The sequence below is a fragment of the Corynebacterium sp. NML140438 genome, from assembly GCF_001875725.1.
Classification (GTDB): Bacteria; Actinomycetota; Actinomycetes; order Mycobacteriales; family Mycobacteriaceae; genus Corynebacterium.
This window is the reverse complement of record NZ_MLCQ01000029.1, coordinates 406,785-418,970: the sequence shown is the minus strand read 5'-3', so window position 1 is coordinate 418,970 and position 12,186 is coordinate 406,785. Positions and strand designations below refer to the sequence as shown.

Sequence of the window (12,186 nt, the reverse complement as noted above, 5' to 3'; positions counted from 1 at the left end):
GTAGCACCAATTATGACGTAAATACTGGTGGGACTGTGCTACGATCAAATCGAAAAGGATCGGACCGTTAATCTTTCGTTAAGGAGCTACTGTGCGGTATCGAGTTTTGGTTGAGGGTCTTCTGCTTGTCTTCGCTTTTGGCGCTGTAGGGACGCCGGTGAGTGTTGTGCAGGCTCAAGAGGCTGGAGAGCAGGTCAATGAGTTATATGAAGGTGGTGAGGAACAACATTGGGTGGATGAGTCTGATGGAAATGAACCGTACGATGAGGGGTTGGACTGGTTCACTACCAATAAAACTCCTACATACGACAATAGGATCGGTGCCTTATATTTCTCTGACGGATTAAAATCGGAGCGAACATGTACAGCCAACTATATTGGAGATTATTACTGGCTGACGGCTCGGCACTGTGTTGAGGATGAATTGAATTCAATTGGATTTATCCACCAGTCTGATGGTGAATTTGCCGGGATTGAGTTAATTGAAATGGCTCCCGACCCGGAGCACGATCTTGCGCTCATACGTGTGGGAACTGGAATTAATGCTAGAAAATTTGAGTTGAGTGCGAGGCCGCCACGAGTGGGTGACGGCGTTCGAGTAATTGGCTATTCGGGGCAGGTTGGGCAGCGCAATAATTTTTCGTCGGCAGCAGACTTTCGTGTGGGGGTAGTTGATTACCTGGTTCATACCACCAGGGGAGACGTTTACTCCGATCAAGTGCGTTTAGACCCAACCGGCGACGCCAATTTGTGTCACGGTGACTCTGGTGCAGCGGTTTTTGCCGGGAATGAGATAGTTGGGGTTGCTTCGACTACTGAAATCCAGAATGATAGCTCTGGGCGGAAGCAGTGCATTGGGTCTGGATCGGCTGCAAAAATCGACTCGAATTTGGGTTGGATACAAAAAACGGTACAAAATCAAAGCTTGACTCAAGCTCAGAAGCACCGAGCTTGGCGGGGCGGTGTTACGGCGAAATTTAATCGTAAGTCCCTTGGTGTCCATGAGCGTTCGAAGCTCCCAGGCAGTTCTTGTGGGGGATCGTCGTGCGGAAAGTAAAGAAGATGCAGCGAAGATTTCTAGTGTGTGGCATGACTGCGTTGGTTACAGTTGTGCCTGGGGTTACCCACGGTGTTGGTGCAGCGGTTTCGGTTGACCAAACTGTGGGAGCAACAGTGGCGTCGAGCAAAACAGACAACGTGTTCGATTTCGCTGATGCTATGTGGTATGTATTCAAGCATCGTGAGGAGTCTGAAGAGATGAGCGAGGCGATGCGCTGGGGGGTGACATCAGAAGAAGAAGCAGCGAAGTGTCGTGAGCTGAAGAAGTCTCCAGTCCAGCCTGCAATTGGTGGCCCAATTTGTCCATCTCAGGCATATACGTCGGCAGACGTGGCCCTAGCGAAGTATGCCTCCACGTTTGCCAAAGGGTCGCCTATTTTGGCCTTGCGGATAGCTCTAGCGGTCTTGGCCGTTCTTGGTGGGGCTGCCTATGCGGTAGGTCCACATTTATCGAATTGGGGTGTTCCAGTCCCCTGGCTGTGATGACGTAAAAACCAACAGACTTAAAGGTTTTCGTACAACACCTCACAAAGATAAAGATGATGCCTTAACCGATCGCCACCGCACCGCCCCGGACTACCGCCCGATCGCCTCCACCGCCGCGGCGGCACCCCACTTGCCGAGCTGCTGCGCGTGGTGATCGACCGCACCTGAGACGTCGGCGGCGAGGCGTTGCGCCTGCTCAACGGTGCGAACTTGCCCGGCGCGCTGGGCGGCAACTTCGGCGTCACGTTGGGCGGCGGTGACGGCCTCGTCGAAGCCTTGCTTGCCGGTCTTGCTCGGTTTCAGTTCGGGGTTGTCCTGCATGATCTGGTGCATGAGGGCGCCTTGCTCCTGGTTGAGCGGGGTGAAGTTGCCGTGGGGCGCGGTGGAGTCGGGGAGGGTGAAGGCTTCGTTGACTTTGCCGTCGGGGACGTTGAAGGCGTCTTCGATGATGCGGTCGGCACGCTGGGCTTTGCCGAGGGGTCCTATGCCCATGGAGCTGACGCCGAGGACAGCGCCGTCGCGGGGGTCGTAGTTGATGCCGCCGGAGTCGCCGTGTTCGTAGCGCAGGCCCCAGGAGTAGATGCTGTTGCGGGAACGGGCGAGTTGGTGGCCGCAGGTGCGGCCGGTGGTGGCGCCGTCTTTGCAGATGGGCTGGCCGAAGTTGGAAGTGTCGAAGTAGTTGTAGGGCAGGTTGCGAGTGTCCTGGATGTAGCGCAGTTCGCGGGGTGCGCCGTGGGCGTGGCCGTTGGCGTCGCGGGAGAAGGACATGCGGGTGGCTGGGGTGTCGGGGGCGGCGGTGACGACGCCCCAATCCGGGGTGTTGACGGTGTCCCAGAAGAACTGTGAGGGGAGGTAGACGTCGGCGTAGTCGGTGGAGGGTTTGAGGTTGGTTGGGGTGCCGATGGGGCGGTAGCTGGCGTCGATAGGCACTTCGACGCGGTGGGTGCGCATGACGTCGGTGGGCTCGTTGTCGACACCCTCGGAGAGGTCGAAGCAGTGGCCGGCGGTGATCATGACGCGCTGGCCGTTGATGGTGCCGCTGAAGCCTTGGGAACAGGACGCGGCGCTGGCGTGTTCGGGGATGGAAATTGTGTGATTGCCCACTCGCATTGTGGTCGGCGGCTGCTCGGGGAGGACGCGAAATGGTGCTCCAGGTGCGAGAAGTGCGACGGAGAGCGCGGCGGCGACGGCGTTGGCGTGGATCATAGTGAAAGAGCTTAAAGAAAAATCATACGATTCGTGGCATGATTGGTGCCATGACGAATGGAAAGTTGATTCTTGTCCGTCACGGACAAAGTGAATGGAACAAGTCCAACCAGTTCACCGGCTGGGTCGATGTCAATCTGACCGAGCAGGGTGAGCAGGAAGCCGTCAACGCCGGTAAGTTGATGGCAGAAAAGGGCGTGCTGCCGGACATCGTGTTCACGTCGCTGCTGCGTCGTGCGATCCGCACCGCGAACATCGCGCTGAACGCTGCGGACCGTCACTGGATCCCAGTTGTGCGTAACTGGCGCCTCAACGAGCGTCACTACGGCAAACTGCAGGGCCTGAACAAGGCCGAGATCCGTGAGGAGTACGGCGAGGAGCAGTTCATGAGCTGGCGCCGTTCCTACGACACTCCGCCACCAGAAATCGACGCCGACAACGAGTACTCCCAGACCGACGACGTGCGTTATGCGTTCCTCCCGGAGGTTCCTCGCACGGAGTGCCTGAAGGACGTTGTGGAGCGCTTCCTGCCGTTCTACATCGACGTCATCCTGCCTGAGGTTCTCGACGGCAAGACGGTCATGCTGGCTGCGCACGGTAACTCGCTGCGCGCGCTGGTGAAGTACCTGGACAACATCTCCGACGATGACATTGCTGGTCTGAACATCCCGACCGGCATGCCGTTGGTCTACGAGATTGACAGCAAGGGCAAGGTGCTCAACCCAGGCGGCACGTACCTCGATCCGGAGGCGGCTGCGGCAGGTGCTGCTGCGGTTGCTAACCAGGGCCAGAAGTAAGTAGCCACATTGTCCCCGCTACTGGCGTTTTTAGGGGGCGTAGTTCTCGCAGCGCTTGCTGCACCGTTGGTGCGGCGGGCGCTGCGTTGGCGTTTACGCAACCGGGTTGATGGCGGTTCGGATTCCCGCAGGGCGGCCACGATTAGTGAGGTGCTGCAGTTGGCGGTGCAGGGCTCGCCGACGGGGATTGCGGTGATGAACCAGGAGGGCAAGGTGTTGCTCTCGAACGCGAGGGCGCACGATATGTCGCTGGTGTATGACCGCACGGTGCAGCCGGAGGTGTGGGAGACCGCCCAGCAGGTTTTTGAAGATCAGGAGACGCACGTCCTTGACCTTGACCTGCCGATTCGCGCGACGGGGTCCCGCATTCGGAACGTACGCGTGGTGGTCAAACCGCTGACGCTGACGGAGAACTCCTACGTGATTGCGTACAGCACGGACGAGTCGGAGAACGTGCGGATGGAGCATGCGCGCCGCGACTTCGTGGCGAACGTCTCGCACGAGCTGAAGACGCCGGTGGGTGGGATGGCGCTGCTCGCGGAGGCGCTGCTGCAGGACCCGGATGACCCGGAGATGGTGGACTACTTCGGCACGAAGGTGCTGAAGGAGGCCCACCGGATGGGCGACATGATCACGGACCTGATTTCGCTGTCGAAGCTACAGGGTGCGGAGGCGTTGCCTGAGATGTCGCCGGTGAGCCTCGACGAGGTGATTGACGACGCCATCACCCGCAACCACGTCACCGCCGAGGGCCGCAACATCGACCTGATCCGTGGGGAACCCACCGGGATTACGGTGATGGGGGACCAGTCGCTGCTGACGTCCGCGGTGAGCAACCTGGTGTCGAACGCCATTAACTACTCGCCGGACGGCCAGCCGGTGAGTATTACGCAGCAGGTGCGTATGTCCGGGAAGCAGAAGGTGGCGCTTGTGCGCGTCACTGACCGGGGGATCGGAATTGCGGAGGAGGATCAGAAGCGCGTGTTTGAGCGTTTTTACCGCGTCGATAAGGCGAGGTCCCGCTCGACTGGGGGAACTGGGCTGGGTTTGGCCATCGTGAAGCATGTGGCGCAAAACCACGGGGGTACTATCAAGGTATGGTCGCGCCCGGGGACCGGGTCGACATTCACGCTCGAGTTGCCGATGTAGCTTTGCAGGAGGGCTTCCCTAACCGTGTCCACGAAGATCCTGATCGTTGAAGATGAAGAGTCCCTGGCGGACCCGCTGTCGTACCTGCTGGAAAAGGAGGGCTTTTCCACGGTGTGGGCGGCCGACGGCCCCGCGGCGCTTGAGGCCTTCGAATCCAACGAGGTGGACCTTGTCCTACTGGACCTGATGCTGCCGGGCATGAGCGGCACGGACGTGTGCCGGAAGCTGCGCGCGAACTCGTCGGTGCCGATCATTATGGTGACGGCGCGCGATTCGGAGATCGATAAGGTGGTGGGCCTCGAGCTCGGCGCGGATGACTACGTGACGAAGCCGTACTCGACCCGTGAGCTCATCGCGCGCATCCGCGCGGTGTTGCGTCGCGGCGGGGAGTCGGCGGCGGAGGAAGAGAGCGAGCCGAACGGCGATGTGCTTACCGGTGGCCGCGTCACCATGGACGTCGAGCGCCACAGCGTACTTGTCGACGGCCAACCAGTCCGCATGCCGCTCAAGGAGTTTGACCTGCTGGAGTACCTGATGCGCAACGCCGGCCGGGTGCTCACACGTTCCCAACTCATCGACATGATCTGGGGCGCGGACTACGTCGGCGACACGAAGACCCTGGACGTGCACGTGAAACGGCTGCGCTCGAAGATCGAGGAGGAGCCGTCGAAGCCGAAGCAGCTGGTGACGGTGCGCGGCCTCGGCTACAAGTTCGAGGCCTGATCGCTGGCAGGGTGCGTGGTCTTCGCCTCGGGGGGCAGTTTTGCGCGGGCGGCGCAGTGCGCGGCGAGAACCTCGTAGGGTTTCTCGCCGATGAGCTGCTGGAGCTCCTGCTTCATCGACTGCCACACGGGTGTGCTGCCGGTGTGGCAGGCGGGCGCGTCGGTGCACCACCAGTCGAAGTCTTCGCCGCCGCCACCCCACTGGCGCCGGTCGTACTCGCCGATCGTGGTGCGCAGGATTTCCTGGCCGTCGGCGCGTTCCTCCCAGGAGTCCTCCCTTGAAAACGGCACCTGCCAGCACACTTCCGGCTTGGAGCCGATGATGTTGCGGCCCTCCGCAATCGCCCACTGGTGCAGGGAACACCCCGGGCCGGTCTCGGCGCCGGTGCGGTTGGCAAAGATGCAGGCGCCGTCCACCACACGGGTCTTAATGTGCGGGCCGTCGTCCTCTTCCTCAGTGTCGTCCCACTCCAGCCAGGGCTCCAGGATGGTGGGGTCGGCGGCTGCGATGTAGGAGTCGACGTCGCGGGGGCGCAGCTGCCAGTACTTCGCGGGCATCTCGGCGACCGCATTATAGAGGTCGTCTCGGTCTGTTTCGTCGGAGAGGTACGCGCCGTGGATGCAGCAGCCGACGACGGCGAAGTCCTCGTCAATACCGTGGCACTGCGGGGTGCCGAACCGGCAGGACCAGGTAGATTCCACCCACGTCAGGTCGATGCTGAAGTAGTGCAGCGGGTCTTCCGGGTGCATGAACACGAACCATTCGCGGGGGAAGTCGGTGGGCACTTCGCGCCCCGCGAGGATGGAGCGGCCGGCGGGGGATTCGGCGGGGAATCCGAGAAATACTGGTTGATTCACACCAACACACCGTAGACGCACTACGCTGAGGGTGTGCGATTAGGTGTATTAGACGTAGGCAGCAACACGGTGCATCTCGTGGGGGTCGATGCCCGCAGTGGCGGCCGCCCCACCCCGATGAGTGACTGGAAGCAGCCACTCCGGCTCGTCGAACTCCTCGACGATGAGGGCAACATTGCGCCGAAGGGCGTCGACAAGCTTATCGACGCCGTGGGGGAAGCCGCCGGCTTGAGCAACAAGCTGAAGTGCGAGGAGTTTCTCGCCTTTGCGACGTCCGCCGTCCGCTCGGCGACGAATTCCGAGGAAGTGCTGAAGAAGGTCGAGAAGAAAACCGGCGTGCGCCTCGAAGTCCTCTCCGGCGAAGAGGAGGCGCGGCTGACGTTCCTCGCTGTGCGCCGCTGGTACGGGTGGTCCGCCGGGCGCATCACCAACCTGGACATCGGCGGCGGCTCCTTGGAAATGTCCACCGGCACCGAGGAAAGCCCCGACCTGGCCGTCTCCCTCGACCTGGGTGCGGGACGGCTGACCCACGAATGGTTCGAATCCGACCCACCTGAGCGCAAAAAGATCAACCTGCTTCGCGACTACATCGACGCCGAACTCGCCGGGCCCGCCCGCGACTTCCACACGCTGGGGGAGGCAGGGCTGGCCGTCGGCACCTCGAAGACGTTCCGGTCGCTTGCGCGCCTGACCGGCGCCGCACCCTCCTCAGCTGGGCCTTTCGTAAAACGAACCCTCACCGCGCCGGGTCTGCGCCAGCTCATCGCATTCATCTCCCGTATGACCGCAGCCGACCGCGCGGAGCTCGAAGGCATCAGCGCCGACCGCTCCCACCAGATCGTTGCGGGTGCCCTCGTTGCAGAGGCTGCCATGCGAGCGCTTAAGCTTGATAAGTTAGAGATCTGTCCATGGGCGCTACGAGAAGGCGTGATCCTCCGTTGGATCGACCAAGGGCATGACGTAGGAGATGACGAAGGAGACAACGACTGATGTCTGAGGACAAGCAGCTGACGGTTGCGGAGCTCCTCGCCCGGGCCCAGAAAACCAACCCGGACGTGGGCAAGCGTCCCCGCCGACGCCGCAGCTTGGAAGAAGGCGGCGTCTCGGTCGCGGAGCTGACCGGCTCCTTCAAGGCTGTCGACGCCCGCCCGGCCGAAGCGAAGCACTCCAGCGTGCCACTCGACGCACCAGCCGAACCAGCCCCGGCGAAGCCTGCGGCTGAGAAACCGAAGCCTGCTGAGAAGCCGGTCGACCCGCCCGCGCCTGCCGCGAAGGCCAGCCCTTCCGAGGACGAAACGACGCAGATTCGCGTCGTGGAGGACACCAAGGAGCCAGCGCAGCGCACCAAGACTGAGCCTGCTGAGAAACCCGCCGAGGAAGACAGCCTCGACATCTTCGGCGACGACCATGTAGAGGATCTGGACGTCGAAAAGGTGGAGCCTGAGACCGACGACGGCGCCATCAACCCCATCATGCTGGTGCTCTTCGTGTTCATCGGCGTGGTCCTGGGCGTGCTCGGGTTCATGCTGTTCAGCTGGATCTGGGCGAACCTGGCAACCGCACTCGCGGCCATCCTGGGTGCAGCCACTGTAGCGGGCGTCGTCTTCGGTGTGCGCGCGATGCACACCGGCCGCGACGGCCTGACCATGACGCTCGCGGGTGTCGCAGCTCTGGTCATGGCGTTCGGTCCGGCCCTGCTCTAAGGGTGTTTTCCGCCACAGCGCCCCCGTGGCGCTAGTGTGTGGTGCATGGAAAAAATCGCAATCATTGGCGTTGGCAACATCGGTGAGGCCCTGCTGCAGGGCCTGATCGCCTCAGAGGTTGAACCGCGTCACCTCATTGCTACCTGCCGCTCGGAGGAGCGCGTGGCGGCGCTCGCGGAGCGCTACGCCGTCCAGGCCACGACGGATAACGTGGAGGCCGCTACCGACGCGGACGTCGTCTTCCTGTGTGTGAAGCCCAACCAGGTCATCGATGTGATCGGGGAGATCGCGGAGACCGTCGCGGGTAACTCGGTGCCCACCGTGCTCGTTTCGATGGCGGCCGGGGTCGACATCGCCGACATGGAAGAGGCCATCTCGTCTGCGGGCACCCCGATCATGCGTGTCATGCCCAACACCCCGATGCTCGTGGGCAAGGGCGTGCTCGCCGTCTCCGCCGGCCGCTACGTGGAAGATGAGCAGCGGGAGGGCGTCGAAAAGCTCTTGGCCTCCGCGGGCCGCGTTGTTGCCGTCCCGGAAAAGGCAATGCACGCCGTCACGGCGCTCTCGGGCTCGGGGCCCGCCTACTACTTCCTGCTCACCGAAGCACTTATCGACGCCGGCGTCGCCCTCGGACTGCCCCGGGACCTCGCCACGGAACTGGCCACCCAAACCTGCGCCGGCGCCGGAGCGCTCCTGGACCAGCACCCCGACCCCGTCGGCCTCCGCGCTGCCGTTTCCTCGCCGGGCGGCACTACCGTCGCCGCGATCCGCGAACTCGAGGAGTCCAGCCTACGCGCCGCCATCTACCGCGCCACCGACGCCTGCGCGACCCGCTCCGAGGAATACTGAGCCTTTTGAGCCACAACAGTCACCACTTTCACACCAGATACGGGGGGTTTCTCCTGGCACTTTGAAAAATTATCGGCACATGAGTCGCATTAGGCCCAGTGTTCACGATAAGGTTGTTTGAAGCACGTGCGTGTTTCGTCCTGCAGGAGGGGAAGCCTGCAGCGCGACCGTGCTGAAGGGTTTATGAATTAATGGCAAATGAAGATAAAGGCAAGTTCTTAACCGTCGCCGAAGTCGCCGAGATCATGCGCGTCTCCAAGATGACGGTCTACCGCCTGCTGCACTCGGGCGAACTGCCGGCAGTCCGCGTCGGCCGCTCGTTCCGCGTCAACGAAACGGCGGTCAGTGAGTACCTCGAGTCCTCCGTATACGACGTCGGATAAACAGCACTCACCTTGCCCGAACCTTTTTGAGTGCCAAACACCTTGGTTGTATGCTTACACCCATTGCGTACACCACGAGTGAATGCTGGCACGTCAAGAACGTACTACGAAGAAACGAGGAAACCTTATGGGTTCAGTGATTAAGAAGCGCCGCAAGCGTATGTCCAAGAAGAAGCACCGCAAGATGCTTCGCCGCACGCGCGTTCAGCGTCGTAAGCTTGGCAAGTAAGCCTTTGCAGCGCCCGCACCACATGGTTGGAGCGGGCGTTTTTTCATGCGCGTGTGCGGGGTAGGTCAGGCAGGTGTTCGGGCGGGCGGGGCACCCCGAAATCATGAAAAGTTCCCGGCCCATATGGTGAACGGGGAACAATCTTCGTAGACAGTCGTAGCGACCTGGAGAAACGCCGGAGCTGGTCGACCGGAACCGGCCCCAAAACCAAGATAGTTCTCGGGAGCGGGAACTTTTTGGCGTGGGTGGAGGTGGCCGGAGGTGTGCGACGTCCAAAACGCCTGAACGGTGTTCAATTACGGTCTACACTGATGCGTACTTACAACCCGTCCCCGCAATGAACGGAGCACAGCACCATGACCGACATCCTCGACATCGCGCGCGAAAAGGCCCTTGAACGTGGCGAAGGACTGAACAAGGACGAGCTCGTGCAGATCCTCACCATCGAGGACGAGCGCCTGCCGGAACTGCTCGACCTCGCGCACCAGGTCCGCATCAAACACTGTGGCGTCGACGTCTCCCTGGAGGGCATCATCTCCTTGAAGACCGGCGGCTGCCCCGAGGACTGCCACTTCTGCTCCCAGTCCGGCCTGTTTGAGTCCCCGGTTCGCGCCGTCACCCTGAATATCGACGAGCTTGTGGAGGCCGCGAAGCAGTCCGAGAAGATGGGCGCCTCCGAGTTCTGCATTGTGGCCGCCGTGAAGGGGCCGACTCAGGACTTGTTGGACCAGGTCGCGGCGGCGGTGACCGCCATTCGGGAGGAAGTGGACATCTCCATTTCTGCCTCCCTGGGAATTCTGACCCGCGAGCAGGCGCGCCAGCTCGCGCAGATGGGCGTGTCCCGCTATAACCACAACTTCGAGACCGCGGAGTCCTTCTTCCCGAACGTGGTCACCACCCACACCTGGCAGGAGCGCAAAGACACTCTCGAGCACGTTCTCGCTGAGGGGATGGAGACCTGCTGCGGCGGGATCATTGGGCTGGGGGAGACCATTGAGCAGCGGGCTGAGTTCGCCACGCAGCTTGCGGAGATCCAGCCGCACGAGGTCCCGATGAACTTCCTTGACCCGCGCCCCGGCACCCCGTTCGCCGATCGCCCACTTGTCCCGCAGGGGGAGGCGCTGCGTGCCGTCGCCGCGTTCCGCCTGGCCATGCCCGCCACGCAGTTGCGCTTCGCTGGTGGCACCGAGCTCGCTCTTGGCGACGACGGCACCGAAGCCGGCTTGATGGGCGGCGCGAACGCCATCATCGGCGGCAACTACTTGACGACGTTTGGCCGCCCGATCGAGCAGGACCGCGACGCCGTGGACCGCGTCCTCTACGACACGATCAAGTCACTCTAATGCGCATCCCAGACAACACCGATCTTGCCGACGCCATCCTCTCCGGCGACATCGCCTGGCCCCTCGACCCGGCCCGCCCCTACGACGCGCCACGCATTTGCCCGCTGTGCCAGCGGCGGATGGTGGTGAAGATTTCGCCGATGGCGTGGTCGGCGGCGTGCTCTCGCCACGGATTGCTGCGTTCGGAGTGGCTTGAGCGGTGACGCCCGCACTAAATTCCCTCCCGCGGATTCCAGACCGGCCTGGCAGTGACAAATCACGCAGCGCTAAACGGCTAGCACTTTTTCTACCTGCCCGTTTGAATGGATATTCCAAATGGGGTTGCGTCTTTTGTCACTCCTTGGCGCGCGAGTGTGAAGAGACAGCTCAAGAACTAGCGGTATCGGCGGCGCAGCGCCATCACGCCAGCCGCGACACCGGCAGCGACCGCGCCGCCGGCCAGCGCGCTGAGGGCCGGGAGCATGTAGCGGCGCAGCGAGCGGTAGTCCTCGATGGTCCAGCCTTGGCCGGTTGCGTAGCGGCGCAGTGCCCGGTCCGGGTTGATGGCGATGGGGTTGCCGACCATGGACAGCATCGGCAAGTCGTTGATGCTGTCGGAGTAGGCGGTGCACTTTTCCAGGTCGAGCTTCTGGATGGCGGCCAGTGCCGCCACGGCGTGCTGCTTGCCGGGGCCGTGGAGGATGTCGCCGACGAGGCGGCCGGTGAACTTGCCGTCTTCCTCTTCGGCGACGGTGCCGAGGGCGCCGGTGAAGCCGAGCCGTTCCGCGAGCGCCTGGCCGATTTGGACCGGGGTTGCGGAGACCAGCCAGACTTGTTGGCCTTGGGCGATGTGGCGGGATGCGGCGTCGATAGTTGATTGGTAGGTCTTGTCGAGCATTTGGTGGTCGACGATTTCGGCGCAGAGCTCTTTGAGCTGCGAAACGTTCTTGCCCTTGACCACTTGGAGGGCTTGCTCGCGGCCTTTGGCGATGTCTTTGGCGCTTTCGGAGCCGGAGACGCGGTAGCGGATTTGCTTGGTCAGCGCGGGCAGAAGCTCGCGAAGGGTGATGAAGCGCTGCTTGGCCAGGCCCTTGGCCAGGAGGATGAGCGAGGAACCCTGGATGAGGGTGTTGTCGATGTCGAAGAACGCGGCGGCCTCGGTGTCTTGGGGGACGTCGGGGTCGGGCTGGGTGATTTTCTGGCGGCCGGCGGTTTTGAAGGCGCCGCCGACGGAGTCGACGCCGGTGGCGAACTCTTCGATGCTGATGCCGAAGGTTTCCTCGATGGCGGCGGCTGCGGCGGCGTTACCGGCGGTGCGCTGGGATTCGGCGTCGAGAGGCGGGAGGGCGACTTCTTCGAGGAAGCGGCGAAGGTTGCCTTGGGAGAGTGACCATTGGGCCAGGAGTTCTTTGTGGTCGGACAT

General features: G+C 62.2%; 15 protein-coding genes. 12 read left to right on the top strand and 3 right to left on the bottom strand.

All coding sequences use genetic code 11. The features are described from left to right. Positions 1 to 91 precede the first annotated feature (91 nt). Positions 92 to 1,057 carry a serine protease gene (locus BJP08_RS10620; protein WP_071569511.1) on the top strand — a complete coding sequence of 322 codons (966 nt, stop codon included), beginning with the start codon at positions 92 to 94 and terminating at the stop codon, positions 1,055 to 1,057. 32 nt (positions 1,058 to 1,089) lie between these two features. Next, positions 1,090 to 1,542 carry a hypothetical protein gene (locus BJP08_RS11515; protein WP_143000818.1) on the top strand — a complete coding sequence of 151 codons (453 nt, stop codon included), beginning with the start codon at positions 1,090 to 1,092 and terminating at the stop codon, positions 1,540 to 1,542. Between the two features lie 93 nt (positions 1,543 to 1,635). Here the strand turns inward: BJP08_RS11515 and BJP08_RS10615 are convergent, their stop codons facing one another. After that, positions 1,636 to 2,751, bottom strand: coding sequence for a hypothetical protein (locus BJP08_RS10615; RefSeq protein WP_071569510.1), 1,116 nt, complete (start codon positions 2,749 to 2,751; stop codon positions 1,636 to 1,638). Positions 2,752 to 2,801: 50 nt separating this feature from the next. Between BJP08_RS10615 and BJP08_RS10610 the strand changes: the two genes are divergently transcribed. From BJP08_RS10610 to BJP08_RS10600, 3 genes are read left to right on the top strand one after another with little or no spacing between them, the layout of a single operon-like run. Beyond that, the gene (locus BJP08_RS10610) at positions 2,802 to 3,548 is read left to right on the top strand and encodes a phosphoglyceromutase (RefSeq protein WP_071566638.1); all 747 of its coding nucleotides are present in this window, start codon (positions 2,802 to 2,804) and stop codon (positions 3,546 to 3,548) included. A 9-nt stretch (positions 3,549 to 3,557) separates the two neighbouring features. Further along, the gene (locus BJP08_RS10605; RefSeq protein ID WP_083428527.1) at positions 3,558 to 4,697 is read left to right on the top strand and encodes a cell wall metabolism sensor histidine kinase WalK; all 1,140 of its coding nucleotides are present in this window, start codon (positions 3,558 to 3,560) and stop codon (positions 4,695 to 4,697) included. A 24-nt stretch (positions 4,698 to 4,721) separates the two neighbouring features. Continuing rightward, a complete protein-coding gene (locus tag BJP08_RS10600) occupies positions 4,722 to 5,420 on the top strand; it encodes a response regulator transcription factor (RefSeq protein ID WP_071569508.1) in 699 nt (232 codons plus the stop codon). Here the strand turns inward: BJP08_RS10600 and BJP08_RS10595 are convergent. Then, positions 5,402 to 6,277 (bottom strand): hypothetical protein, encoded by an 876-nt coding sequence (locus tag BJP08_RS10595; protein ID WP_083428526.1) that lies wholly within the window; start codon positions 6,275 to 6,277, stop codon positions 5,402 to 5,404. The two genes, BJP08_RS10600 and BJP08_RS10595, sit on opposite strands and share 19 nt — an antisense overlap. 33 nt (positions 6,278 to 6,310) lie before the next feature. Here BJP08_RS10595 and BJP08_RS10590 point away from each other — a divergent pair, with 33 nt between their 5' ends. The 7 genes from BJP08_RS10590 to BJP08_RS10560 all read left to right on the top strand — a co-directional run bounded on the left by BJP08_RS10590 (position 6,311) and on the right by BJP08_RS10560 (position 10,987). Continuing rightward, entirely contained in the window at positions 6,311 to 7,267 is a 957-nt protein-coding gene (locus BJP08_RS10590) for a Ppx/GppA phosphatase family protein (RefSeq protein WP_071569506.1), read from the top strand. Next, on the top strand, positions 7,267 to 7,980 hold the full coding sequence (locus BJP08_RS10585; RefSeq protein ID WP_071569505.1) for a hypothetical protein: 714 nt from the start codon (positions 7,267 to 7,269) through the stop codon (positions 7,978 to 7,980). The genes BJP08_RS10590 and BJP08_RS10585 overlap by 1 nt, the downstream gene beginning before the upstream one ends. 45 nt (positions 7,981 to 8,025) lie before the next feature. Continuing rightward, positions 8,026 to 8,829 (top strand): pyrroline-5-carboxylate reductase, encoded by an 804-nt coding sequence (gene proC / locus BJP08_RS10580; RefSeq protein ID WP_071569504.1) that lies wholly within the window; start codon positions 8,026 to 8,028, stop codon positions 8,827 to 8,829. 191 nt (positions 8,830 to 9,020) lie between these two features. Continuing rightward, the gene (locus BJP08_RS10575; protein WP_070363204.1) at positions 9,021 to 9,212 is read left to right on the top strand and encodes a helix-turn-helix domain-containing protein; all 192 of its coding nucleotides are present in this window, start codon (positions 9,021 to 9,023) and stop codon (positions 9,210 to 9,212) included. A 127-nt stretch (positions 9,213 to 9,339) separates the two neighbouring features. Then, positions 9,340 to 9,441, top strand: a complete 102-nt coding sequence (locus BJP08_RS10570; protein ID WP_003855542.1) for a 30S ribosomal protein bS22 — start codon at positions 9,340 to 9,342, stop codon at positions 9,439 to 9,441. Between the two features lie 356 nt (positions 9,442 to 9,797). Then, a complete protein-coding gene (gene bioB / locus BJP08_RS10565; RefSeq protein WP_071569503.1) occupies positions 9,798 to 10,784 on the top strand; it encodes a biotin synthase BioB in 987 nt (328 codons plus the stop codon). Beyond that, positions 10,784 to 10,987 (top strand): hypothetical protein, encoded by a 204-nt coding sequence (locus BJP08_RS10560; RefSeq protein ID WP_070363202.1) that lies wholly within the window; start codon positions 10,784 to 10,786, stop codon positions 10,985 to 10,987. The genes bioB and BJP08_RS10560 overlap by 1 nt, the downstream gene beginning before the upstream one ends. Before the next feature lie 170 nt (positions 10,988 to 11,157). On the opposite strand, the gene BJP08_RS10555 is transcribed toward BJP08_RS10560, so the two are convergent. Continuing rightward, positions 11,158 to 12,186 (bottom strand): HAD-IB family hydrolase, encoded by a 1,029-nt coding sequence (locus BJP08_RS10555; RefSeq protein WP_071569502.1) that lies wholly within the window; start codon positions 12,184 to 12,186, stop codon positions 11,158 to 11,160.